30 protein-coding genes are annotated in these 21,457 nt (G+C 67.0%); 18 read left to right on the top strand and 12 right to left on the bottom strand.

Annotated features, from left to right (window positions below):
• The first annotated feature begins 16 nt into the window (after positions 1–16).
• The 12 genes from ACWDR4_RS11340 to ACWDR4_RS11285 all read left to right on the top strand — a co-directional run bounded on the left by ACWDR4_RS11340 (position 17) and on the right by ACWDR4_RS11285 (position 7,318).
• Positions 17–253, top strand: coding sequence for a hypothetical protein (locus ACWDR4_RS11340; protein WP_450406873.1), 237 nt, complete (start codon positions 17–19; stop codon positions 251–253).
• Between the two features lie 85 nt (positions 254–338).
• Positions 339–656, top strand: a complete 318-nt coding sequence (locus ACWDR4_RS11335) for a hypothetical protein (RefSeq protein ID WP_450406870.1) — start codon at positions 339–341, stop codon at positions 654–656.
• On the top strand, positions 640–1,095 hold the full coding sequence (locus ACWDR4_RS11330) for a hypothetical protein (protein WP_450406867.1): 456 nt from the start codon (positions 640–642) through the stop codon (positions 1,093–1,095). Before ACWDR4_RS11335 ends, ACWDR4_RS11330 begins: the two co-directional genes overlap by 17 nt.
• Positions 1,059–1,781, top strand: coding sequence for a hypothetical protein (locus ACWDR4_RS11325; protein ID WP_450406865.1), 723 nt, complete (start codon positions 1,059–1,061; stop codon positions 1,779–1,781). Before ACWDR4_RS11330 ends, ACWDR4_RS11325 begins: the two co-directional genes overlap by 37 nt.
• Positions 1,781–2,404 (top strand): hypothetical protein, encoded by a 624-nt coding sequence (locus tag ACWDR4_RS11320; protein ID WP_450406862.1) that lies wholly within the window; start codon positions 1,781–1,783, stop codon positions 2,402–2,404. The genes ACWDR4_RS11325 and ACWDR4_RS11320 overlap by 1 nt, the downstream gene beginning before the upstream one ends.
• Positions 2,405–2,481: 77 nt before the next feature.
• Positions 2,482–4,266, top strand: a complete 1,785-nt coding sequence (locus tag ACWDR4_RS11315) for a phage tail protein (RefSeq protein ID WP_450406859.1) — start codon at positions 2,482–2,484, stop codon at positions 4,264–4,266.
• 9 nt (positions 4,267–4,275) lie between these two features.
• Positions 4,276–4,626 carry a hypothetical protein gene (locus ACWDR4_RS11310; RefSeq protein WP_450406858.1) on the top strand — a complete coding sequence of 117 codons (351 nt, stop codon included), beginning with the start codon at positions 4,276–4,278 and terminating at the stop codon, positions 4,624–4,626.
• A 160-nt stretch (positions 4,627–4,786) separates the two neighbouring features.
• On the top strand, positions 4,787–4,993 hold the full coding sequence (locus ACWDR4_RS11305) for a hypothetical protein (RefSeq protein WP_450406857.1): 207 nt from the start codon (positions 4,787–4,789) through the stop codon (positions 4,991–4,993).
• A 5-nt stretch (positions 4,994–4,998) separates the two neighbouring features.
• On the top strand, positions 4,999–5,535 hold the full coding sequence (locus ACWDR4_RS11300; RefSeq protein WP_450406854.1) for a DUF6879 family protein: 537 nt from the start codon (positions 4,999–5,001) through the stop codon (positions 5,533–5,535).
• Complete coding sequence (locus ACWDR4_RS11295; RefSeq protein WP_450406851.1) at positions 5,532–6,374, top strand: helix-turn-helix domain-containing protein; 843 nt, start codon at positions 5,532–5,534, stop codon at positions 6,372–6,374. The genes ACWDR4_RS11300 and ACWDR4_RS11295 overlap by 4 nt, the downstream gene beginning before the upstream one ends.
• Positions 6,375–6,461: 87 nt before the next feature.
• Positions 6,462–6,923: a hypothetical protein gene (locus ACWDR4_RS11290; protein WP_450406848.1), complete on the top strand. Its 462-nt coding sequence runs from the start codon at positions 6,462–6,464 to the stop codon at positions 6,921–6,923.
• Positions 6,920–7,318, top strand: coding sequence for a hypothetical protein (locus ACWDR4_RS11285; RefSeq protein WP_450406845.1), 399 nt, complete (start codon positions 6,920–6,922; stop codon positions 7,316–7,318). The genes ACWDR4_RS11290 and ACWDR4_RS11285 overlap by 4 nt, the downstream gene beginning before the upstream one ends.
• 288 nt (positions 7,319–7,606) lie before the next feature.
• Here ACWDR4_RS11285 and ACWDR4_RS11280 read toward each other — a convergent pair whose 3' ends face one another.
• The 9 genes from ACWDR4_RS11280 to ACWDR4_RS11240 all read right to left on the bottom strand — a co-directional run bounded on the left by ACWDR4_RS11280 (position 7,607) and on the right by ACWDR4_RS11240 (position 12,354).
• Positions 7,607–9,742, bottom strand: coding sequence for a cell division protein FtsK (locus ACWDR4_RS11280; protein WP_450406844.1), 2,136 nt, complete (start codon positions 9,740–9,742; stop codon positions 7,607–7,609).
• An 85-nt stretch (positions 9,743–9,827) separates the two neighbouring features.
• Positions 9,828–9,989 (bottom strand): DUF6257 family protein, encoded by a 162-nt coding sequence (locus ACWDR4_RS11275; protein ID WP_450406841.1) that lies wholly within the window; start codon positions 9,987–9,989, stop codon positions 9,828–9,830.
• Entirely contained in the window at positions 9,982–10,188 is a 207-nt protein-coding gene (locus ACWDR4_RS11270) for a hypothetical protein (protein WP_450406839.1), read from the bottom strand. The genes ACWDR4_RS11275 and ACWDR4_RS11270 overlap by 8 nt, the downstream gene beginning before the upstream one ends.
• Positions 10,189–10,284: 96 nt before the next feature.
• Positions 10,285–10,590, bottom strand: a complete 306-nt coding sequence (locus ACWDR4_RS11265; protein WP_450406837.1) for a hypothetical protein — start codon at positions 10,588–10,590, stop codon at positions 10,285–10,287.
• On the bottom strand, positions 10,587–10,760 hold the full coding sequence (locus tag ACWDR4_RS11260) for a hypothetical protein (RefSeq protein WP_450406836.1): 174 nt from the start codon (positions 10,758–10,760) through the stop codon (positions 10,587–10,589). The genes ACWDR4_RS11265 and ACWDR4_RS11260 overlap by 4 nt, the downstream gene beginning before the upstream one ends.
• Complete coding sequence (locus ACWDR4_RS11255; protein ID WP_450406833.1) at positions 10,757–11,089, bottom strand: helix-turn-helix domain-containing protein; 333 nt, start codon at positions 11,087–11,089, stop codon at positions 10,757–10,759. The genes ACWDR4_RS11260 and ACWDR4_RS11255 overlap by 4 nt, the downstream gene beginning before the upstream one ends.
• 5 nt (positions 11,090–11,094) lie before the next feature.
• Positions 11,095–11,460: a DUF6907 domain-containing protein gene (locus tag ACWDR4_RS11250; RefSeq protein ID WP_450406832.1), complete on the bottom strand. Its 366-nt coding sequence runs from the start codon at positions 11,458–11,460 to the stop codon at positions 11,095–11,097.
• Positions 11,457–11,735, bottom strand: coding sequence for a hypothetical protein (locus ACWDR4_RS11245; protein ID WP_450406830.1), 279 nt, complete (start codon positions 11,733–11,735; stop codon positions 11,457–11,459). The genes ACWDR4_RS11250 and ACWDR4_RS11245 overlap by 4 nt, the downstream gene beginning before the upstream one ends.
• Positions 11,736–12,087: 352 nt before the next feature.
• Positions 12,088–12,354 carry a GlsB/YeaQ/YmgE family stress response membrane protein gene (locus tag ACWDR4_RS11240; protein WP_450407076.1) on the bottom strand — a complete coding sequence of 89 codons (267 nt, stop codon included), beginning with the start codon at positions 12,352–12,354 and terminating at the stop codon, positions 12,088–12,090.
• A 199-nt stretch (positions 12,355–12,553) separates the two neighbouring features.
• On the opposite strand from ACWDR4_RS11240, the gene ACWDR4_RS11235 reads away from it, so the two are divergent.
• Positions 12,554–13,822, top strand: a complete 1,269-nt coding sequence (locus ACWDR4_RS11235) for an APC family permease (RefSeq protein ID WP_450406828.1) — start codon at positions 12,554–12,556, stop codon at positions 13,820–13,822.
• 35 nt (positions 13,823–13,857) lie between these two features.
• Here ACWDR4_RS11235 and ACWDR4_RS11230 read toward each other — a convergent pair whose 3' ends face one another.
• Together ACWDR4_RS11230 and ACWDR4_RS11225 are read right to left on the bottom strand one after the other, a co-directional pair.
• On the bottom strand, positions 13,858–14,436 hold the full coding sequence (locus ACWDR4_RS11230; protein WP_450406826.1) for an SMI1/KNR4 family protein: 579 nt from the start codon (positions 14,434–14,436) through the stop codon (positions 13,858–13,860).
• A gap of 131 nt (positions 14,437–14,567) precedes the next feature.
• A complete protein-coding gene (locus ACWDR4_RS11225; RefSeq protein WP_450406823.1) occupies positions 14,568–14,864 on the bottom strand; it encodes a YccF domain-containing protein in 297 nt (98 codons plus the stop codon).
• Between the two features lie 115 nt (positions 14,865–14,979).
• Here ACWDR4_RS11225 and ACWDR4_RS11220 point away from each other — a divergent pair, with 115 nt between their 5' ends.
• The 5 genes from ACWDR4_RS11220 (at position 14,980) to ACWDR4_RS11200 (ending at position 20,044) form a co-directional block, all read left to right on the top strand.
• Positions 14,980–15,381: a YccF domain-containing protein gene (locus tag ACWDR4_RS11220; RefSeq protein WP_450406821.1), complete on the top strand. Its 402-nt coding sequence runs from the start codon at positions 14,980–14,982 to the stop codon at positions 15,379–15,381.
• Positions 15,382–15,521: 140 nt separating this feature from the next.
• Positions 15,522–16,325 (top strand): hypothetical protein, encoded by an 804-nt coding sequence (locus ACWDR4_RS11215; RefSeq protein WP_450406820.1) that lies wholly within the window; start codon positions 15,522–15,524, stop codon positions 16,323–16,325.
• 251 nt (positions 16,326–16,576) lie between these two features.
• On the top strand, positions 16,577–17,839 hold the full coding sequence (locus ACWDR4_RS11210; RefSeq protein ID WP_450406817.1) for a hypothetical protein: 1,263 nt from the start codon (positions 16,577–16,579) through the stop codon (positions 17,837–17,839).
• A 62-nt stretch (positions 17,840–17,901) separates the two neighbouring features.
• Positions 17,902–18,678 carry a hypothetical protein gene (locus tag ACWDR4_RS11205; protein ID WP_450406815.1) on the top strand — a complete coding sequence of 259 codons (777 nt, stop codon included), beginning with the start codon at positions 17,902–17,904 and terminating at the stop codon, positions 18,676–18,678.
• A gap of 451 nt (positions 18,679–19,129) precedes the next feature.
• Complete coding sequence (locus ACWDR4_RS11200; RefSeq protein ID WP_450406813.1) at positions 19,130–20,044, top strand: phosphotransferase enzyme family protein; 915 nt, start codon at positions 19,130–19,132, stop codon at positions 20,042–20,044.
• Positions 20,045–20,047: 3 nt separating this feature from the next.
• Here the strand turns inward: ACWDR4_RS11200 and ACWDR4_RS11195 are convergent, their stop codons facing one another.
• Positions 20,048–21,421: a sporulation protein gene (locus tag ACWDR4_RS11195; protein WP_450406811.1), complete on the bottom strand. Its 1,374-nt coding sequence runs from the start codon at positions 21,419–21,421 to the stop codon at positions 20,048–20,050.
• Between the last annotated feature and the right edge of the window lie 36 nt (positions 21,422–21,457).

The raw sequence follows: 21,457 nt of genomic DNA, 5'->3' as shown, positions 1-21,457 counted from the left end.
GCCACAGGAGACCGACATGGAACCGCAGCACACCGACTACCTCATCGGCCACATCAACCCCGCAGCCATCGCCGCGAACTACCAGTGCGGCCACTGCACCGCCGACACCACCACCCACACCGACGACAACGGCACCGTCCGCGTCGCCGTCCACCACGACGACGGATGCCCCGTCCTCACCGGTGCCCTCTCCTCCGCCCCCGACGTCGCCCGAGCCGTCGCCGGACACCTCCCCGACACCTTCAAGGCCTGACCACGCGCCGCCGGGCATCCGGTTCCGGCCCCCCCTCGCGTCACACGCGCGCGCGGGTACATCGAGATCCCAGTTCAGGAGCACCATGCAACTCCAGCCCGCACAACTCCAGTGGAACGAACGCGTCGCCACTGAGGCCCGCAAGCGTGGCTTCACCGTGTTCGTCCAGCAGCGCACGAACCAGCGCCCGCACGAGCCCGCCTTGATCCTCACCCGCGGCCCGCGCATTGTCCTGGTGTGGCTGCGTACGGGGCGCCGTAAGCCGCTCCCGCAGGTCGACCAGCACCGCGAGGCCGGCCGTGAGGCACACCTGTGGTACCCGGCTGACTGGCCGTTCGTCGTGTCGACGCTGCTGCTCGATCCGCCCGGCAACGACGGCGTTCCCCGTGGCATCGCGGCCTGATCCGGCGCGGTCGGCGCCCGCGGTCATCGCGGCCGGCGGGGTGTTCCTGCCCGCCGAGGTCTGCCACCCCCTGTGGCTGGCCCTGCGCAAGCAGCTCGCCCACCACCGTGCCGAGGGCGGGCGCGTACGGCCCGAAGTCGCCGCGGCCCTGGACACGTTGCGCGCGGCCTCGCTCGCACACCTGTCCGCTACTGGACATCCCGCGCGGACATCACTGGACATCGAGCCACCCTCAGCCCATGACCGCCTGGTCACGACCGAGGAGCTTGCCGGCCGTCTCGGCGTGACCGGGCGTCACGTCCTCCGCCTGGCCGCCGCCGAGGGGATCACCCCCGTGGCGCGTGGCCGATGGCTCCCGGACGATGCCCAGCACCTCGTGAACAGCCACAGGAAGGCCGCCGGATGCCCGCCACTACTACGGAGTCACCCGACCCACTGACGATGACCGACGCCGAGGTCGCCGCGATCCTCACCGACGCGCGACACGAAGCCGAACAGGCCGCGAAGGAACTCCGGACCGCCGAACTCGTACTGCGCGGCGAGTTGGAGCCCGTGCCCGGCTACTCGGCGGAGGAACTCACCCCCGCCCGCCTCGCCGAGCTGCGCGCCGCCGCCGAACACGCCACGCTGCGAGTGCCGGCCGCCGAGCGCCGCCACGCCGAGATCCATGCCGCGCGCAGCGAGGCCCGCCGCACGAAGATCAGGGAGAAGATCCGCGCCGAGGCCGCCTCCGACCTCGACGGAGCCGAGGCCATCATCACCGCCCTGGACGCGTACGAGGCCACGGTGCGCGGACTGTGTGAAGCCGTCGACGCCCACAACGGACGCATCACGAAGTGGTCCAGGCTCATGGGCCAGGCCGGTATCCAGCCGATCCAGGGTGAGGGCCGCGGCAAGGACGCCCTCGCCCACATGATCGGTGGGGACTCCGCGACCGTGGGACAGAAGGTCTACCGGAAGATGCGGGGCGCGCCGCTCCTCGCCGTCGTCCTGCACCGTGTCCTGGAGCAGTACCCGCGGGACTTCCGTCTCTACGACGTGAGCCGCGAGCTGGCCGACAAGGGCGACCTGACCGACTCCAACGGCCGCATCGACGTGCACGCCCTGGTGCGGAGGGACGCCTGATGACCACCGAGCCGCCGCCGAACCCGTTCACGGTCCATCCCAACGAGGACCCCGACCACCTTGCCGCCCGCCAGTCCCGCATCGACTTCGCCGCGAAGGCGCAGGAGATCCGCGACAGCCGCGTGTGGGCCGAGGACTACAAGGCCGAGAAGCTCGCCGAGCTGTACCAGCAGCACGAGCAGGAGATCAGCGAGGCGTACGGACGGCTCACCGAGCGCCGTCAGGCCCGCCTCGACTACCTCAACGGCCTCGTACCGTCCGGCCCCGGCATCCCCGACGACGCGTCCCCCGCAGACCGCGCCGTCCTCGTCGCCGCGTTCCGTACCGCGCTGGAACAGACCAAGAACGCCCCGCGCGACCAGCGCGGACGGCTCCTCGCCGAGGCAGCACGCTACGGCGACGACGCGATGCAGCGCGCCGTACTCCAGCACGCCTCCGACAGCGGCGACGTCAACCTCGTCAACGCCTGGGTGGCCGACACGCACGGCGTACGCGGCTACAGCGACGAGAAGCGGCAGCTGAGGAGCGCCCTGAACAGCGGCCCCGGCAAGTCGGGGTGGGACTACAAGGACTTCCACACCCCGCAGCTTCCGCCTGAGGTCGCCCGGGCCATATCCGCCTGACCCCCGCCCGGCCCTGACCGGCCGGGCTCTCTCCAGCCCTACCGGTTGCCTCAGGCAATCAGAAAGGAGCCGGACCCATGGCGCTGACCATCGGCCAGCTCGTCGGGTTCATCCAGGCGGACGACTCCGGCATGCGCCGCGGCCTCGACGACTCCGAGCTACGCATGCGCGGCTTCCAACGCGACGTCAACGGCCGCCTGCGCGACATCCACGGCCGGTTCGTCGACGAGTCCGAGACCATGGCCCGGCTCCTCGGCGACAACCTCGGCGACGGCGCCACCCGCGGCGGGCTCGGCATGGTGGCCGCGATCAGATCTGCGCTACGCACCATGCGCCGCGACACCGACGACCAGACCCGCAGCACCTTCCGTCTGCTCGCCAGACTCGGCAGCGCTGGTGGAGACGACACCGGGCGCAGCCTGACCCGCAGCATGCTCAGCGCCCTCGCCAGCACGCTCCGGGCGGGGATCGGAGCCGCGTTCAGTGCCGGCATGTCCGGGCTTCAGAGCGTCACGTCGTCGTTCTCGTCGAACCCGTACGTCGGCGCGATCGGCGCCGCTCTGGCCGCGGCGATCGCGGCTGTGGCGCTCCCGTTCCTTGCCGCGCTGATCTCCGGCGCCGTCATCGCGGTCGGTGGTCTGGCCGTCATCGGTGTCGGGGCCGCGTTGCTGAAGAACGATCCGGAGGTCAAGAAGGCCGCGGGCAGCCTCATGAAGACCGTCAAGGACATCTTCCACGGCGCGGCCAAGCCCATGGCGAGGCCTCTGGCGGAAGCTCTGAAGAGCCTGGAGCAGACCGCCCGCGAGGTCGCCCCGCAGATCGACCAGGTCTTCCGCACGGTCGCCGAGAGCGGCATCATCCAGGACCTGACCGACGGCATCAGTGCCCTCATCAAGAACGCGTTGCCTGGCTTCCGGAAGATGATGGAGGACTCCAAGCCGGTCTTCGAGGGCGTGAAGCAGCTGCTGTCCGACATCGGCGAGGGGCTCGGTCTGTTCTTCGCACAGATCGGTGGAGGCGCGCCCGGCGCCAAGAAGGCGTTCGAGGACCTCGGTACGTTCATCAAGGGCGTTCTGATCATCTCGGGTGCTGTGATCGCCAAGCTGAGCGACATCTACGTCAGCGTCCGCGACTTCATTGACGACGTCGTTGGCCGCTTCCGGTGGATGTACGACGTACTGGTCGGGCACAGCATCGTCCCGGACACGGTGAACGCCATCATCAGGTGGTTCGCAGGGCTTCCCGGGCGCGCGGCTTCGGCGCTGGCCAGCCTGGGGCCGCGGATTGCCGGGGCTGCCTCGGGGGCGCTGAGGTCGATGGCTGGCCGCGTCTCGGCCGGCCTTTCCAGCACAGTGTCGTACCTGCGAGGCCTGCCGGGTCGGGCCCGTTCTGCTCTGGGCTCGCTCGGCGGGGTGCTGCGGAACGCTGGCCAGAGCTTGATCCGTGGCTTCATCGACGGCATCGCCTCGATGTTCGGGAGCGTTCGCTCCACCCTCGGCGACCTGACCTCCAAGCTCACCGACTGGAAGGGCCCCGAGGACGTCGACAAGCGGATCCTCACTCCGGCCGGCCGTCTCATCATCCGGGGCTTCCAGGCCGGGATCGACGACCAGACTCCGGCGCTGCGGGCCCAGTTGCAGCGGCTCACCAGGGGCCTGCCCGGCATCGCGCTGCCTGACTACGCGATGTCCGGCGCAGGCATGGGGGCCTTCCCGAGCGGCTCGGCAACGCCGCAGCCGCAGCAAGTGCGGCTGGACATCAGGGTGTCCGGCGAGGCGGAGATGACGCGGCTGATCAGGGGCATCGTCGCGACTGGTCACGGCGGTAACGTCCAGGCCGCGTTCGGCCGAGGCAGAGGGTAGGAGCCGCAGATGATCATCAAAATGGACGGCACCCCGTACCTCGCGGCCGTGGTGTGCAGCGGCACCTACGGCGCGCCCGGGGCCTGGACGCTGCACTTGGTCACCGAGGACGGCGAGGACATGTCCGAGGCCCTCATGAAGTGGGACCCGAGCCCCCTTCCGATCCCGCTCCTGTCCCGACTGGACGCCCTCGCGCTGATGGGGTTCGCCGTGGTCACGGGCGGCGTCGACGCGTGGAAGTGGAACGAGCGAGCAGACGGGGACGGCAGCTACTTCGTGGGGATGACCCCGGTCCGGCCCCTGCGGGACGACGAGCGGGCGGTCACGGCCGCGCCAGCGCTGGAGAGGTTCCACGTCTGAGCCATGGCGCCCGGCCCCTCGCGGTAAGGGTGCCGGGCGCCGCTCGTTGCGCGCAACCGGGCCGCGCGCCCTCGCCCGTCGCGCAATCCTCCGCAATCTGTCTGCGTAGCACGGCTATCCGCCGCATCCTGGGAGCCCACCAACGAGAGGGAGACAGGCCATGGCCCGACGGCTCCGCATGCTCGGCACGACCAGCGACGAAGGCAAGTGCCCGACCCTGTACGAGGACCTGGACACGGGCGAGGTGCTCGTACAGGGCAAGCAGGCCGACGCCGAGGACATCGAACAGATGGCGGACCCTCTCTCGGGGGAAACCCTGGTCGTCGTCCCGCGTGAGCTGCTGACCCGCTTCGCCCCCAAGGAGTAGACCGCGTGCCGCAGTTCATCGACGACTCGACGTTCGGCACGCACTTCGAGACGTTCGAGCGCACCGCGTGGCGGCTGGAGACCCGCCGCGGCTACGCCTCCGACCGCACGGGCCCGAACTGGGCCCGCTGGAAGGCCGGCGGGGACGTCGGCCATGACACCCCCGGCGCGTGGGGAGAGAACATCCAGGAGCAGACGGCGGCCGGGAAACGGTTCGAGCGCATCCGACTCGTCGACGACCCGCCGACCGACGGCCAGCGGTTCCTCCTCGCACGGGCCACGAACAACGAGGCGGCGGGCGAGGACATCCGCTATCTGTGGCGCGCGGACGCCGAACGCCTCGGTCTGCCCGCGGTCGACTTCTGGCTGTTCGACGACCGCCGCGCCCTGGTGCTCCACTTCGACGACGCTGACGAGTACCTCGGCGCCGAGCTTGTCGAAGACCCCCCGCGCATCGCGGAGTTCTGCCGCATTCGGGATGCCGCCTGGCCTCACGCGATCAGGCGTACGGACTTCGTGGCGCAGGTAACTTCGAGGGTGTGAGCACTGACTTCCAGCAGGCCCGTGAAGCCCTCGGTGCGCGGCTACGTGAGCTGCGCACCGAGGCCGGCCTGAACGGGAAGGACTTCGCGGCCCGGATCGGCTGGCAGCGCTCCAAGGTGTCGCGGCTGGAGAACGGCAAGCAAACAGCCTCGGCGGCCGATGTCGAGGCGTGGGCGCAGGCGGCCGGGGCCACGGAGGCCGCCAGCGAGCTGAAGGGCCGAGTGCGCGGCCTGGAAACCTCGCACCGCAGCTGGAAGCGGCAACTCTCCGCCGGTCACCGTGCTGTGCAGGAGGCCCACGTTGTCCAGGAGGCCGAAGCCGAGGTCATCCACCTCTTCGAGTCCGGGATCATCCCCGGCATCTTCCAGACCCCCGAGTACGCCCGTGGCATCCTCACCGACGTGTCCAACCGGCTGGGTACACCGAGGGACATCGAGGAGGGCGTGCGGGCCCGTATGAAGCGCCAAGGAGCCCTGTACCAGCCAGGCCACCACTTCCACGCGCTCGTGTGGGAGGCCGCGCTGCACGTCGTACGCTGCGCCCCCGAGGCCATGGCCGCGCAGCTCGACCGCCTCACCTCCGTGATCGGCCTCGACACGGTGACCCTCGGCATCATCCCGTTCGGCATCCGTACGCCGTTCTCGCCAAAGCACGGATTCTGGATCATCGACGAGCGGCTCGTCATCGCCGACACCTGGAACGCCGAACTCTGGCTCGACTCCGACGAGGACGTCGCGCACTACCGCAAGACGTGGGAGCTGCTGAAGGACTCGGCAGTCTTCGACCACCAGGCGCACCGCCTGATCATGCGCGCGAGGGCACAGCTCAGCCTCGCGTAAGCAACCCGCCACAACCCGCGGACCTACATGCGCAATCCCGCGCAATCGGCGAGCGTTGCCGCAACCGAACTCCCTACGGTCCTGGCCATGGCCGCAAAGCCCACCCGATCCACCAAACAAGCGGGCCAGGACTGGCTTCTGTCCTGCACCACCCAGCCCACCGACGTCTGCCGTCAGTGGGACGACGAGGAGTTGGCGCCCTTCCGTACAGGCGCCCACTGGCGTGCGGCCGAGGCTCCATTGCTTCAGTCGATGCACGCGATGAAGCGAATGGGCTGGAAGTGCCTCGGCCCGGTCCTCGCCGATGCGGAGGCGAATCTCGCATGGTGGCTGCTGCCGCCGACCGTCGGTGACGAGCTGGACGACATACGGCCCCTCACCGTGCACCCGGCTGGGTGGGTCCTCCGGTGCCCGCCAGTCCTGCACGCGGTCGGCGTGCGGATGTGGCTGGAGCGGCCTGACGGGTCTGGCCGCCTGACCGATCCCGTGCTTCTCGGTGCTGCGTTCAGCCCTGGTGGCGCTCGACTCTCCATGGAGGCATCCAGATGACCCTGACCACCACGGCCGCCGAGGACACAGACACCCCGCCGTTCGAGGAGCTGCTGCTGAAGGCAGCCGTCACGCCCCGCGATCAGGCCGCCGTACGGGCCTTGGTGGAGGAGGGGCAGATCCTCGCCTGCGACACCGTCCGCAGGGATCTGGTCTGCCATACCGATGCAGGGGGCGTGGAGTTCACGTGGCAGCACCTCGCCTGCAACCTCTACGGCCTGGGGCTGGACGAGTCGGGGCGGGCGTTCGTCGACCTCGTCCTGTCCATCGCGTGGCCGCATCAGACGAGCCTGGTGCGCGTGATGGACCTCGACGAGCAGCGCCTCGCGATCGTCCTGCGCGCGATGATCAGCCTGTCGGGGGTTGAGACGCTGGCGGTTGGTACGCGCCTTTAGAGCTGCGGTCGGTCCCGTCTCCCCCGTCGGGGCCGGCCGCTCTGACGCGGGGCAGTGATCTCGTGTCCGCTGTTCCCGCAAGAGGACGGCCCCCGGACTGGTACGCGTGTCCAGGTCTGGGGGCCGTTCTCGTACGGGGAGGGAGGCGGCTCGGGGGAGGCTGACCCGCCCGTTTCCCGTTTCCGACAGGTGCGGTGATCCGCCTCCCTTGCCTCCCTGAACTGGCATATGCGCAGGTCGAGCCCGGGGAGGCAGGGCAGGGAGGCGGTAGGGAGAACTCCCCAAGATCTAGGCGGGTCCCTCCTCGTCGTCGATGTCCGCGACGTCCTCGGCGAACCGTTCCAAGATGGCGTCCTGGACGCGCTCGCGGGCGACGACCATCACGCCGTTGGACTTGTACTGCTCGGCCCCGTACGGCTCCAGCGCACGCTTCAGGTCCGTCGGCCCCCAGCTGCCGTACTCCTCCGGGTTCCGGGCGGCGAGACGGTGCAGCACCTCCTGCGCGAGGACGCGCGTGTCGTCGGCGAGGATCGCGGCGACGTCGGCGAGCGGGTCGGCCGGCTCGAACGTCGGCTCGTCGACGACGGCCGGGCCGCCCTCGTACAGGCCCATCGCCCGTACGACCACGGGCGTCACCTCGTCGACACCCTTGTCGGGGTCACGCGCCACATAGTGGGCGCGCACCACCTCGAACGGCTTGTTGCTGAACCCCACGGTCACGGCCGTGCCCACGTCCTCGCCAGGGATGAGGGTGGTCGCGGTGACGCCGGCCTTGTGACGGCCGGAGCCGAGCAGCCCGTCGTTCGCGACGTGGTCGCCGACCGCGAACGCCACCCTGTGCGAGGTGTTGCGGGTGACGTCGCGCGGCAGGCTGTCGGCGGTCGGGGAGACGGTGACCCAGATGAGGGTGATGGCTGTCTTGCGGGCCTTCTTCATCACCTTGATGGCCAGCTCGGCGGCCTCTTTGCCGTACTCCTTGTGCATGAAGAGTTCGTGGCACTCGTCGAAGACGACGACCTTGGGCCGCATCCGCGGGTCCTTCAGGGCCAGCTCCCGTGTCACCTTCGTGGCGCCCTCGCCGAGTTCCTCCAGCAGCTTGCCGCGGGTGGTCACCTCGTCGCGCAGGTTGCGCAGGGCCTTGAGTGCGGCGTAGATGTCCTCGTCGTCGTCGCCCTTGACCAGGGTCTGAAGCCGGGGCTTGAGCGGGTCGTAGTCCGTGTTGTACGCCATGACGTACGCCTCGACGATGACGATCGGGTCGAGGATCGCGCCGAGCAGCAGGGCGATGACCAGCGACGACTTACCCGAGCCCATGATCCCGCCGACCATGTAGTTCGCCGCCATCAGCTTGCCGATAATGGCCTCGCCGCGCTGGGAGACGGCGACCGGCACGCCCTTGAAGTAGTCGGTCGTGCCCTCGGTGAGCAGCGGCCACGGCGGGACCGGCCCGGACAGCGAGCCCTGGTCGGCCACCCACAGGTCGAGGGTGCCTGGCTGCTTCGGGGGCTCGGTAGGCCACACCTCGACGGGCTTCCTGAGCAGGTTGTGGGCGAGGACGTTCTTCTTCCCGCAGATCATCTCGACGGTGACGCCCATGGGCAGCTGGAGCTGTGTGTGCCAGCCGGTCCCGGAGCGGGTGGTGGGCTGCTCCCAACGGGGCTGCCAGCCGTCCTTGATGGCCTTGTTGAGCGGGGCGATTCCCAGGTTGCCGAGCGCGCGCAGGATGGCGCCCTCGTCGGGCACGACATCCCGCTCGTCGCCGCCCGTAGGCAGTGCCCACGACGGTGCGGTCTGCCGGTGCCGGCCGACGGCCCACACACCCATGAGAGCGAGCCAGGGCAGGGAGTACAGCAGCGGCTCCCACAGCACACCCGCGATGAAAGCCACCCATCCGACCAGCTCAATGACCGTATTCAAGGGGGTCAGGATGTCTCGGACGTCGTGGTTGTACCAGGCCAGCATCAGGCCGACCATGAGCAGCACGCTGCCGGTACTGAGGACGGCGGAGGCGATGGCCTTCGGGGCGGTGAGGATCATCTGCAACAGGTCCATGCGCCGCTTGTGCCTGGCGAACCTGTACGCATACGCCCGCTGCTCCCACTGCCGTACGAGTTCCTCGTTCCCCGCGGCCTCGGCCTGGCGCATCATGCGCGCGTGCATGGCGGTCGTGCGGGCCTCCCAGGTACGGCGGGTGAGGACGCGGGTACCCCCGACGACGTACGCGCCGTGGCGGACGAGGATGCGGTACGCGGTGTGCTCGCGGGCTTCGACGACGACCCGCCGGAGGCTGGCGATACGGACGCGGCGGCGGGGCTGTACCTCGGTCGCGGGTACGGGGGTACCCGCTGTACCTGCGGGTGCGGGTACCTCGGGTACAGGTGTACCTGTCGGGTCGGTGTGGGCGGGTGCGGTCGTGTCCGTCATCCTGGTTCTCCGTCGTTCCTCTGGGACGTTCGGGACACGGGGCGGCCGGTGTACCTGTGCCGGGTACGGCCGCCCCGTGGTGTACCTACTTGCCGTTCGTGCGCTTGCGGGCGCGCTCCTTGATGCGGGCGATGCCGCGGTCGATGTCGGGCTGGTCCTGGATGTTGGCGATGGAGCGGCGGGCGCCGCGGACCTCCAGGCGGACGATCTGGAACTTCTCCCAAGCGGTCAGCTTCGGCTCAGCCACGGTCGGTCTCCTCGGCCGTTACGCGGGCGATGGCGGCCTGGGCGCCGGCGATGTCGGCCCACAGGGCGCCGACCCTGGTGAGGTCGGCGAGCCGGGACCTGATGTCGCCGTTGCTGATGCACCGTTCGGCCTCGGCGGCCAGGCGGGCGGCTCGGGCGACGGCGTCCGTCGCCAGGGCAAGGTTCGTCCTGCTGGTCATGCGGCACTCCCTGGTTGTGGGCCGGGCTGTCCGACCCCACCGCACCCCCGCAACCGTGGGGCAGATGCCACGGTTGGCGGAGGACGGAAGGGCAGGTCAGCGGCCCTTGTTGAAGTCGCGCCACATCGAGCGCAGGACGATCAGGCAGGCGGTCGCGCAGCACGCGCCGATCGCGACCGCGACGGCGAACAGGGCACCGACCAGACCCACGGACACGATCACGCCCCCGATGACGAGCCACTTCCGGGCCTCGAACCGGGGCGGTGCCTGGTGCTGGCACGGCGATTGCTGAGCGTTCAACAACTGCTGTGCCTGGAGAACGGCCGCGATCATCTCCAGCTGTCTGGAGTTGGCGGCTGCCTCCACGGCCTCACGGGCTGCATCGGAGATCTCCTCGCTCACCGACCCCACCCCCGCAGGCGGGCCAGGCTCGGCCGGACCGCGAGGCCGAGCGCGAACGCGACGACGAGGGGCTGCGAGGCGAGCGCCGCCACGGTGGCGACGACCAGGGCGAGCAGCGCCGGGAAGACGAGCAGGAGACCGAGCAGCACACCGAGGAGAACCCACCTCACGGCTTCACCCCACGGTGCGCCTCAAGAACGGTGTCCGCGGTGGCCCGGATCGCCGCCCGCGCGGCAGCCCGGTTGTGCTCTGCGGTGTCCGGCGTCTGCATCGTGCTGCGCAGCACGACCAGCGCCGCACGCAGCGGCTCGTCGAGCCGGAGCGCGAGCACATCGTCCGCCACAACGGTGCCCGCCGTGAGGGACGCCGGCGGGGGCTGCTTGTGGAGGTCCCTGCGCACCGTCTCCTTGGAAACCCCCAGCTCATCCGCGATCTTGGCCGGGCCCATGCCACGCTCCGTGAGGTGCGCGACAACCATCCGGCGGACGCCAACCGTCATGCCACTCATCGGCCACCCCCGAGGAGCGCGTGCAACTCGTCGGCGAGGTCGCGCAGCCGATCGGTGTACCTGTCGAGAGCACCCGCCAGGTCGTACAGGCCGACCGGGTTGAGGGTGACGCCCTCGATGATCAGCGTGAGGTGGGCCTCGGTGAGGCGGCTCGCGTGCTCGGCGAACGGGCCCTGAACGAGCCCGGCCGCGCCGAGCTGCTTGCCGCGGAAAGCGAACGCACGGGCGGGGCTTCGGTGGAGGAAGTCGGAGCGGCACCCGGCGGGCTGTCCCTCGTGGCCGGCGCACCAGGCCGGTTCGGGGATCGTGATCTCGCCGTGGTCGAGGGTGGGCACGGTGACCGTGCGGGGCTCGGTGCTCATCGACCGGCCCCCGCACGCGTGGCACGCCAGTGCCGGTATCCGACGGGCGGGTGTTCGGCGAGCCGCTCGCGCAGGTAGGTGGTCGTCCACTCGATGCCGAGCGGGTGCTCTTCCAGGGCGCTGCGGAGGGCGATCTTCGCGTGCATGGCGCGGTCGTTGAGGACGCGGTCGTGCGTCTCGGTGTCGCCCATGGTGGCGGGCGAGGGGATGTCGAGGGCTTCGAGGACGGCCGCGAGTAGATCGCGGACGGCACCCTGCGGGGTACGGTCCTGCATGGGTCTGACTCCTTGATCGGAAGGGGTTCGGATCAAGGCGCCGTTCGGTGGTGACACACCGGGCGGCGCCGCTCTGTCTGCGCGAGGCAGACGAGCGGAGTCGGGGAGGACCCCGGTTGCGCAAGGGCACACTCAGGGCACAAGACCCCGAATAACGCTGCGCAACAGTGACAAACACTGTCAGTAGTTTTTGCACGTCAACCGCCCTATCGGCGCTAACGTGCAGGTCAGACGATCAAGCGGCCGGTACGTGAACTACCGGTAGTCCACGAGTCGTTGATGAGTTGACGAGGGGTGGGCGCCGTAAAGCGCCCACCCCTCCTCTCATGCCTGCTGCGGACCAGGCTCACGCTCAGTCGCGCGAGTTGCCGAACAGAATGCGGTACGCGACCAGCAGCACGAGCGAGCCGCCGATCGCCGCCGCCCATGTGGTGCCGTCGTAGAACTGGTTGCTGATGGGGTGGTCGAGGAAGCGCGCCGAGATCCAGCCACCGATGAACGCGCCCGCGACGCCGATGACCGTCGTGCCGATGAAACCGCCCGGGTCGCGCCCAGGCAGCAGGAACTTGGCGATGGCCCCGGCCAACAGCCCCAGAATGATCCAGCCGATGATGCTCATGCCGTGAACCTGCCCCTCCGTGCTGTGCTCGAACTGTCCCGGCGCTGTGACTTCGTCGACCCTGTATGGCGTGATACCGCCGGTCGGCTTCACCGCGCTCGTGCCGGTGCGTTCGGGTTGGTGCGTTGTTGGTGCCGTGTTGCTGTACACGACGTCAACGCGCTGCCCGGCGGTTGCACCGGTCAGTAGGGTGCGGCGCATGGCACAGCCCGGAGCGGAACCGTCCGCCGAACTACGACGCACCCTTGGCGTCGGCGACGCCGTGGTCATCGGGCTCGGCTCGATGATCGGGGCCGGCGTCTTCGCAGCCCTGGGACCCGCGGCACACGCGGCCGGGTCCGGGCTGCTGCTCGGGCTCGCCGCAGCGGCCGTGGTCGCCTACTGCAACGCCATGTCGTCCGCCCGGCTGGCCGCCCTGTATCCCGCCTCGGGCGGCACCTATGTGTACGGGCGTGAGCGGCTCGGTGACTTCTGGGGCTATCTCGCGGGCTGGTCGTTCGTCGTCGGGAAAACGGCCTCCTGTGCGGCGATGGCGCTCACCGTGGGCGCGTACGTCTGGCCGGGGCAGGCGCACGCGGTGGCGGTCGCGGCCGTGGTGGCACTGACCGCGGTGAACTACTGCGGCGTCCAGAAGGCCGCCTGGCTGACGCGGACGATCGTGGCAGTGGTCCTCGCTGTCCTCGCTTCCGTCGTGGTGGTGTGTCTGGGCTCCGACGCCGCCGACACCGGTCGGCTGGACGTCGGGGCCTCCGGTGGTGTGGGCGGCGTGCTTGAGGCGGCCGGGCTGCTGTTCTTCGCGTTCGCCGGGTACGCCCGGATCGCGACCCTCGGCGAGGAGGTCCGGGATCCCGCGCGCACCATCCCCCGCGCGATCCCCTCGGCCCTGGGCATCACGCTGGTGGTGTACGCGGCGGTGGCGGTGGCTGTCCTTTCCGTGCTGGGATCGGGCGGTCTCGGGCAGGCGACCGCCCCACTGGCCGACGCGGTCCGGGCGGCGGGCGTGCCGGGGCTGGTTCCTGTCGTACGGGCCGGTGCCGCCGTGGCCGCGCTCGGCTCGCTGCTCGCCCTGATCCTGGGCGTCTCACGGACGACGCTGGCCATGGCCCGTGACCGTCATCTGCCCGGTACCCTGGCCGCCGTGCATCCGCGCTTCCAGGTGCCCCACCGGGCCGAGTTGGCCGTGGGCGCGGTGGTCGCGGTGCTAGCCGCGACGGTGGACGTACGAGGTGCTGTCGGCTTCTCCTCCTTCGGGGTGCTGGCGTACTACGCGGTGGCCAACGCCTCCGCCTGGACGCTGAGTTCGGCGCCGACGTCGCGGGTGGTGCCGGCGGTGGGGCTAATCGGCTGCGTGACGCTGGCGTCCGCGCTTCCGGGGGTGTCGGTGGTCGTGGGCACGGGGGTGCTGGGTGTGGGGGCGGTCGTGTACGGCGTGCGACGGTGGTGGCCGGCTTCGGGGTCGTCGGCCTGACCTCACCGCTGACGGAACTCGTGTCGGTTACTCGGTCACGAGGCCTGGGTCGGCAGTGTCGCTGCCGTCGTGCGTATGCGGAGGCCTGGCCAGGGCTCCAGGTCCATGTCGGCGTTCAGTTCCTGGTACCAGCCCGTGCCGTCGAGCCAGGCCCGCAGCCACTCCGCGAGGCCCGGGGCGTCGGTGTACCACGCGTGGTCGGCGTCGTCGGTGTTCGGCTCGAAGAGCAGGACGGTGCCTTCGGGTGTACGGCAGTCCACGCACGCGTACATTCCGCAGCCCCAGTGGGATATCGGCAGGATGCCCTCGGGCCAGGGCCAGTCCGGGTCCTTGCGGGCCTCCTCGCGATTGGCGAGGTACTGGGCGACGACGGCCGGCTCGCCTGCGGGCGCGCTGTCGAGGAGGGGCAACAGGCCGTACTCGGGGCCGAATCCGCCGTCTCCTATCCGGAGGTAGAGCGCGGCGAGGAGGGGCGGCAGAGGGAAGCCGAGGGCGGTCTCGGCGCGGTCGAGCGTGGCCGCGTCCACGGGGGCGGGGAGTGAAGGCCAGCCCCACGGCCGGGTGTTGCGGGCCTCGGCCGCCACCCGTGTCAGCAACTGCTCGATCTCGGTCATGGATTCATCATGCAGGCCGCCACTGACAATCGGGCGGCCTGTGGATAACCGGCTGGCCGGGACGAGATCCCACCGGCAGCCTGTGGATAACGGTCGGGCTGGGAACCGACCGCTTCCCCTCTCCGGCCGGACTACCAGCGCGAGCTGAACGGCTGGTCCGTCGGCACGATTTCGCGGCCGAGCGGCATCAGCGAGACCGGGATGAGCTTGAAGTTGGCGAAGCCGAAGGGGATACCGATGATCGTGATGCACAGCAGAACGCCGGTGACAACATGGGCCAGTGCGAGCCACCAGCCCGCGAGGACCAGCCACAGGACGTTGCCGATACATGAGGGGGCACCCGCGTCGCGGCGCTCGACCGTCGTACGGCCGAAGGGCCACAGGGCGTACACGCCGATACGAAACGCGGCGATGCCGAACGGGATCATCTCCGAACGTTCCTGATCACGCTACAAGGGCGCTGCGGTTCCGCCTGAACGCGTGACCAGCTGATACTGGTAGTAGCAGGCAGTACCGGCGGACCGACCTGGAGAGGTACCGATCATGAAGCTGTTCAACCTGCTACTGAACATCATCTGGCTCGTCTTCTGTGGCATCTGGATGGCGATCGCCTACGTGATCGCCGCGCTGATCTGCTTCATCTTGATCGTCACCATCCCATTCGGCATCGCGTCGCTACGCATCGCCGGCTTCGTCATCTGGCCGTTCGGCCGCACCACTGTGGAGCGGCCGGGCGCTGGGGCAGGCTCGTTCATCGGGAACGTGATCTGGGTGATCTTCGCGGGGTGGTGGCTGGCGCTGGCCCACCTGGTCACAAGCATCCCGCTGTTCGTGTCAATCATTGGCATCCCGTTCGGGTGGGCCAACCTCAAGCTCATCCCGATCTCTCTCATGCCGCTGGGACGTGAAGTTGTTCCGACAGATCAGAAATTTGGCCGCTCCTGAGTGCGCGATGCCAGCACCTGCGACATCGATCTATCGTGCAGGACGCGGATATTGCGGAACATGATCTGCTGGCTGCGCAGGTAGCGGCGATCCGTAGGTCTCGCGGAAACCATCGCGCAGGACCCTTCATCATGTGACCCATGAAGGATCTCCAGGGAATCGGGGCGATCGCTGCGGCCGTCGTCGCAGCCGTCGGCATCGCGTCAACGATCCTCATCGGACGTTGGACGTTGAGGGGCGCGCTGCGCGGGGCGGAAGAGACCGCTCGTGCCGGTTTGGCGCAAGCAGATGCGAGCTACCGGGCTGCACTTGATGCCGTGCGAGCGCAGGGCCAGAACGACCACCTACAGTGGCGGCGCAGCGTTCAGCGAGACGCCTACGCGGCGTTCCTACAATCGGTTCTCAACTACACCGACAGCGCCCACAACAACCTCGGCCGCGCCTCTGGGCTGGAGGAAACCCGGGCCTGTATCGCTGCTTTGCGAGGTCTGGAGACGGACATGTCGCACAGAGCTTGGGTAGTGCAGCTGGAAGGCCCCGACGAAGTCGCCGGAGCAGCCATCACCCTTGAAGCGTCTGCCAAGATCCTGGTGGTGGCCGAACAAACCCACGCGCTCAAGATGGCCGCGATGCACGAAGTCCGTCTCCGCAGTCGCACACACCGGCAAGAGGTAGTGCGCATCTGGGAGTTGGTTCCCGTGGCCCAAGGCTTCTGGCGCACCATTGGCACTCCCGACATGGAGGACAGCTCAAATGAGTTGCTGGCAGAGCTGCGTGCTCTGTTCAGCAGGTGTGAGCTATCGACTGGCCTGATCGCCACGCTCTGCCAGCCGCACGACCACGACCCGCTGCTCGCGGACATTCCCTCGGTTAATGAGGCCATCAAGGGCTTCATCCGTGCGGCGCGTGAGGCACTGCACCCTGAAAGAGTGCCCGCTCTATGAACTCCCGGCGGGCGCCTACACGACTGTGGGGGCTCTTACGATTCGGGGGTCGTCCTCGTCGACGTGTGACGCCGGGAGCTACCGACCGGAGGACCGAGGGCCCCGCAGAGAAGCTCCCACATAATCCTAGCGAACTAGCCCTGCCGCAGGGCATCCTGTAGACCTCCACAGACGATGGTCTGGAACCCCCAACTCCTCCTACGGAGTCGGCGTCGGCTCGGGCCATAGTGACGACGACCTGAGAGCCGCCAATGAATGCCATTTCTCAAAAGGAAGTAGAGCAACGCCTCGGTCTTGGGCGAGTGCACTCGCAAGAGCTGGCACACATCATCAGCGAAACCCTACCTCTGGCAACTTACCCGACCGCATCAAGGATTGATTTCTTCCCAGAGCACAAGAAAGATTTCGCCCTCTCGTTGATCTTTGACAAAAAAGGCGATCTACAGAGAGTCGCCCCTACTCCCCACCTTACGGCAGACACTCTGAGCCAAATCGTAGAAAACGTAGAAAGGAAGCTACTCGATCCTCCTATCCCCCTAGTGTCCGACTTGCTCCTTTTCACCCATCGTCCCGTTTGCGGGTATTGGCGCTATAAAGATAAAATCACGATCCGACCGGTACCCGAGAGTGCACCTCGCATCGAAGGACTCAATGGGGACCACCCCCTGATCGTGGAAGTAAAGTTCGACGGATCACACGATTGGCACCTGAGCAACTTGCGCGCTCAAAGGGAGCCACGCCAGCTGACGCTTTTGCTTTCATTGCTAGTTCCAGGGATCAAGATTCCCACCATAGACAAACGCAGGCACTGGGTCATGAGGCACACAGCTGAGGGAGTGCGGCAAAGCCTGTACATGCATGAGGGTTATTACTCTGGCCAACCTTCAGAGATTTCACCCGTCTGGCCCCCGCCCCCGATGTGGGGTAAACCACCTGCTGCATTCACACCTCAGGGCGACCTGCCAGAGATCGAAATGACTGAGGCTTTGCCTCCTCTGTCGCAAGCGCGCGACAGGTTCGTACTGCCGTCCAGCATGGAAGAAAATCTGGACATCTTCTTTGAAATGCCACAGGAGCAACGGGAGAGGATTTTGCGATCGGCTTATTGGCTTCATCACGCAATGTACGTCTCCCATGCATCAAGGTCCGATAGCTTCCAGGCGCTGATCCAAGCTATTGAATCCCTAGTTGAGACTCCGAAGAATCTCCCCCGCTGCGGCGAGTGCCGAAAGACCAAGGAGGGCCCGACTGCCCTATTTAAGGCATTCATCAACACGTATGCACCTGTTCTTTCTTCAGCAGACGAGAAGGCGCGCAAAGTCCTGTACGGAAAACGCTCCGACCTCACCCACGGAAAGGTTCTCTTCATCGAAGATGCGAATGTCGGCTTGTGGCATTACACACCTCAAGCCATTTATGAGATGCAGCTCGCCGAGCAAGCCCGAGCGATATGCCACCGTGCGATCATGGGATGGCTTTCCGCTCAGAAACGTCAGGAGGGCGCCCATACCTAGGAATGAACCAGCTAGCCGACAGATCCGACCTTCAGATAACGGCTCGATAGAGGAGAGTTACTTTGCCGAAAGACCGCCCGAAGATTCCATCTTCAGTTAAACGCGAAGTGCGCAAACGGTGCGGTTTTGGCTGTGTCATCTGCGGTATTCCACTGTACGACTACGAGCACATGTTTGAGTATGCAGAAACGAGAAGTCATTCCGCCGATGAACTCACCCTGCTTTGCAGTAGACATCACGCCGAGAAGACGCGCGGATTGCTTCCTAGAGCTGCCGTTCTGCAAGCTAATGACAATCCTGTCAACATTCGCAACGGAATTTCTGAGCCCTATGGCCTCCACCTTCAGGGGGATCGCTGCGAAATTGAGATTGGGGGAAACAAATTCTTCTCGATAAACGCAAGACTGGTACCTCTACTGATTAACGGGCAAGAGGTATTTATCTTCGATTTCACGGACGGTCAGTTGCTAATGAGCTGCCAGATTCAAGATAAGGACGGGAACCCTTCCCTGATTGTTGATCAGAACGAGCTGATATATGTGATCGACTCTTGGGACATCGAGTTCACCGGTGGAACCCTCACGCTTAGAAACGCGCCTCGGGAATTTCAATTTCAAGTCAAGTTCGAGCCTCCGTCTAAAATCAATGTCACGCTCCTCAACGTGAAGTATGTCTTGCCGTACGGGCAAGTACATGCTTTTGCGGATCCGAGTGGATTCCACGTGAACGGCCCTGGCAGTCGTACACGCAGCCTGCGAAACGTGACAGTGTGGGGCGGCTATGAGTACGCACTCGCGCTGGATTCCCCGGCGGTTCGTGGGGCTGGGGCCTATCTTTAGCGCACATCGCCACCACCTCTACATTTCTTAGAAAATGTCCTGCAACCGATATCGAGATTACTGCGGACCGATCATAGAAATAGCCAGTTTCAGCATTTCCGTCATGCGTCGCAATAGGGCAGAGGCGACAACTGCTATCTACTTCACTCCAGCTCATGAATGAAAAGGATCCAGCCATCAAACCGGAAACCAGCCCCGGGCGATAGCGCCCGCTGGTCGTCCAGCAGCCATATACCTTCTGTCCCTGCTCTGAAGCATTCGCTTCGCACAGGGACTCACGCCATCAGTATCCCGCTGCCCGCGGGTCTGAAGCGTTGATCTCCCGATGATGGGATCTGAGACCTTTTACGTGATCGTGGGTACGGTCGTCACTGAGTCCTGCGCACGCCGGGTTGGTCACCCGTAGACGTGCGCTGGTTGATCGCGTGCGACTAGGGGAGCTGGTACGGGCATGGCGGTTGGTGCTGCTCGGTCGGAAGAGGGGTTTACGTCGGCGGGGGCTGCGCGGGTGTTAGATGCCGCGTGCCGGGCTGCGGGGCTCGATGGCAGTGGGGCGGAGTTGATCCGGCTCGGGGAGAACGCGTTGTTCCGGCTGGCTTCTGTTCCGGTGATCGTGCGTGTGGCGCGGGGGGAGGAGTGGTTGCCGACGGCGCTTACAGAGGTGGCTGTCTCGCGGTGGCTGGCGACGGAGGGGTTCTCTGCGGCTCGGATCGTTGAGGATCTTGAGCAGCCGCTCTTGGTGGACGGTCATCCGGTGACGTTCTGGCATCTGATCGTGGAGGGTGATCGGAAGGCGACCTACGGGGAGTTGGGGCGTGTCCTGCGGGATCTGCACTCCCTGACTGTGCCGGATGGCCTTGTGCTGCCTTCCTTTGATCCCTTCGACAAGCAGGAACTGCGGATGGACCGGGCCGTGGTCTCTGAGGATGACAAGGTCTTCCTGCGTAAGCGCTGGTTCGAACTGCGTGACAGGTACGTCGAATTGCGGTTCGAGACTCCCAAGGGGCCTGTGCATGGTGATGCCCATGTGCAGAACCTCATGGTGGACGATCAGGGGAAAGTGATTCTGATCGACTTCGAGGCCTTCTGTTTCGATCATCCTGAGTGGGATCTGATGGTCACGGCGGTGGAGCATCACAGTCTTGGGTGGCAGACCGACGAGCAGTACGCCGAGTTCGTGGCCGCGTACGGGCGGGATCTGTATGACTGGCATGGTTACGGGACGCTGCGGGGGCTGCAAGAGTTCGGTATGACGACGTGGCTGATGCAGAACGTGCAGGAGGATGAGCGGACGGCTGCCGAGTATCGCCGGCGGATCGCTGGGCTGCGCAATGATGATGCGCCTCGGGACTGGCGGCCCTGGTAGGGGCTACTCGTCGTCGTCCAGGCGGGCAAGTGCGTCGCGGACCTGGTTGTTGAAGGCGGCCACGACCGGGTTCGTGGCGTGGGTGTTCACCTCGGCCTGGAAGTCGGTGACGTAGCGCTGGAAGCGGTTGGACTGGAGGGTGTCGCCGCCGTCCACTGCCAGGCTGGCTGTTGTGACGGCGGCTTCCAGGTCACCGTTCAGGAGGTGGCTTTGGGCGAGCACCATGCGGCAGAAACCGAGGGTGCGGGCGTACTTCGGGTCGGTGTCGTCGACCGCGCGTTGCGCTGCTGTCACGGACTCCCGGCGCATCCTGAGGTCTCGGAAGCAGTGGCAGATTTCGCCCATGAGTTCCGCGGAGTCGAAGTAGCCGAGCCACGCGGGGTCTTCGGCGGTGTCCGCGCGTTCGAAGTAGCGTTCTGCTTCGTTCATCGCGCGTCCGGCGCCGATCGGGTCGCCTGCGTTGGACAGTGCGCGGGCCTCCATCGCTGAGTTCAGTGCCATTGCTCGCGGGGTGGCCCGGCCCTTGGCGCCCTCGACTGCCGCACGTGAAAGCCGGATCGCCTGGGCGTGGTTGCCGAGGTAGTTGGCCTGGTGGCTGAGATTGCCGAGGATGCGGGCGCCGAACATGCGGTCGTCGATGACCTGCGAGAGGCGGAGTGTGGAGGTGAGGTAGCGGTGGGCGAGTCGGTGGTTTCCGGTGTCGTACGCGGTCCACGCGAGCAACTGGGAGACTTCGGCGGCGGCACCGAATAACGCCGTGCCCACCCGTTCGCTGTAGCTGGCATCCAGGAGGGGTAGGACTTCGTGGCGGAAGTAGTGGCGCAGTGCTTTGTGGCCGTGGCCTCCGCCGTACTTGAAGTCGAGCTGCATGAACATGCTGGCGGCGTCTCTGATCGCGCGTACGTCCCGCATGCCGATGCGCTGGCCGGCGGGCTTGTCGGCCTGGATGCCGTCGGGGCGCGCGATCATCCATGACAGGACAGCGGAGTTGAGGTCGGCTTCCGCAATCGTCAGTTGGTCGGATGCGGGGGCTTCGGCGCGCTGGTCGGCCAGTCCTGCCAGCATCGACAGCACGTCGGGGACCGTGCCGGGGTAGCCGATTTGCTGCGGGCTGCTCGGACGTGAGTGATCGAAGAAACCGAGATCGCCCGGTGTGATGCGGCGGCCCAGCTTGGCGGAGAGCGTGTCTGCCATGATCGCCGCTGTCTGCGGCTGGATACCGGAGCCGTCCCGCCATCGCTGCACGGAGACGTGCGTCGTGCCGAGAGTCACTCCTCGCTGGGCAGCGGTGTCCTGCATCCGCTTCGCGAGACCCTTGTTCGAAACTTGCGCCTCGCCCATGACGGCGATCAGCTGTGTGTTCGGCTCTCGGCTCATGCTCCCCTGCCAACCCGAGAATGACAGCGAGTGTCC

Source organism: Streptomyces sp. NPDC000878, from assembly GCF_053599695.1.
Note: the sequence above shows the minus strand (reverse complement) of the source record. Positions and strands in the feature narration are given on the sequence as shown.

What these genes read in the sequence shown, in the direction of transcription:
- ACWDR4_RS11240 (WP_450407076.1), bottom strand. Translation starts at nt 12,354, where the DNA reads ATGAGCATCATCGGCTGGATCATTCTGGGGCTGTTGGCCGGGGCCATC.
- ACWDR4_RS11210 (WP_450406817.1), top strand. Translation starts at nt 16,577, where the DNA reads ATGAATGCCATTTCTCAAAAGGAAGTAGAGCAACGCCTCGGTCTTGGG.
- ACWDR4_RS11305 (WP_450406857.1), top strand. Translation starts at nt 4,787, where the DNA reads ATGGCCCGACGGCTCCGCATGCTCGGCACGACCAGCGACGAAGGCAAG.
- ACWDR4_RS11235 (WP_450406828.1), top strand. Translation starts at nt 12,554, where the DNA reads ATGGCACAGCCCGGAGCGGAACCGTCCGCCGAACTACGACGCACCCTT.
- ACWDR4_RS11320 (WP_450406862.1), top strand. Translation starts at nt 1,781, where the DNA reads ATGACCACCGAGCCGCCGCCGAACCCGTTCACGGTCCATCCCAACGAG.
- ACWDR4_RS11250 (WP_450406832.1), bottom strand. Translation starts at nt 11,460, where the DNA reads ATGAGCACCGAGCCCCGCACGGTCACCGTGCCCACCCTCGACCACGGC.
- ACWDR4_RS11225 (WP_450406823.1), bottom strand. Translation starts at nt 14,864, where the DNA reads ATGATCCCGTTCGGCATCGCCGCGTTTCGTATCGGCGTGTACGCCCTG.
- ACWDR4_RS11310 (WP_450406858.1), top strand. Translation starts at nt 4,276, where the DNA reads ATGATCATCAAAATGGACGGCACCCCGTACCTCGCGGCCGTGGTGTGC.
- ACWDR4_RS11290 (WP_450406848.1), top strand. Translation starts at nt 6,462, where the DNA reads ATGGCCGCAAAGCCCACCCGATCCACCAAACAAGCGGGCCAGGACTGG.
- ACWDR4_RS11285 (WP_450406845.1), top strand. Translation starts at nt 6,920, where the DNA reads ATGACCCTGACCACCACGGCCGCCGAGGACACAGACACCCCGCCGTTC.
- ACWDR4_RS11315 (WP_450406859.1), top strand. Translation starts at nt 2,482, where the DNA reads ATGGCGCTGACCATCGGCCAGCTCGTCGGGTTCATCCAGGCGGACGAC.
- ACWDR4_RS11270 (WP_450406839.1), bottom strand. Translation starts at nt 10,188, where the DNA reads ATGACCAGCAGGACGAACCTTGCCCTGGCGACGGACGCCGTCGCCCGA.
- ACWDR4_RS11220 (WP_450406821.1), top strand. Translation starts at nt 14,980, where the DNA reads ATGAAGCTGTTCAACCTGCTACTGAACATCATCTGGCTCGTCTTCTGT.
- ACWDR4_RS11325 (WP_450406865.1), top strand. Translation starts at nt 1,059, where the DNA reads ATGCCCGCCACTACTACGGAGTCACCCGACCCACTGACGATGACCGAC.
- ACWDR4_RS11255 (WP_450406833.1), bottom strand. Translation starts at nt 11,089, where the DNA reads ATGACGGTTGGCGTCCGCCGGATGGTTGTCGCGCACCTCACGGAGCGT.
- ACWDR4_RS11280 (WP_450406844.1), bottom strand. Translation starts at nt 9,742, where the DNA reads ATGACGGACACGACCGCACCCGCCCACACCGACCCGACAGGTACACCT.
- ACWDR4_RS11215 (WP_450406820.1), top strand. Translation starts at nt 15,522, where the DNA reads ATGAAGGATCTCCAGGGAATCGGGGCGATCGCTGCGGCCGTCGTCGCA.
- ACWDR4_RS11195 (WP_450406811.1), bottom strand. Translation starts at nt 21,421, where the DNA reads ATGAGCCGAGAGCCGAACACACAGCTGATCGCCGTCATGGGCGAGGCG.
- ACWDR4_RS11245 (WP_450406830.1), bottom strand. Translation starts at nt 11,735, where the DNA reads ATGCAGGACCGTACCCCGCAGGGTGCCGTCCGCGATCTACTCGCGGCC.
- ACWDR4_RS11340 (WP_450406873.1), top strand. Translation starts at nt 17, where the DNA reads ATGGAACCGCAGCACACCGACTACCTCATCGGCCACATCAACCCCGCA.
- ACWDR4_RS11230 (WP_450406826.1), bottom strand. Translation starts at nt 14,436, where the DNA reads ATGACCGAGATCGAGCAGTTGCTGACACGGGTGGCGGCCGAGGCCCGC.
- ACWDR4_RS11335 (WP_450406870.1), top strand. Translation starts at nt 339, where the DNA reads ATGCAACTCCAGCCCGCACAACTCCAGTGGAACGAACGCGTCGCCACT.
- ACWDR4_RS11200 (WP_450406813.1), top strand. Translation starts at nt 19,130, where the DNA reads ATGGCGGTTGGTGCTGCTCGGTCGGAAGAGGGGTTTACGTCGGCGGGG.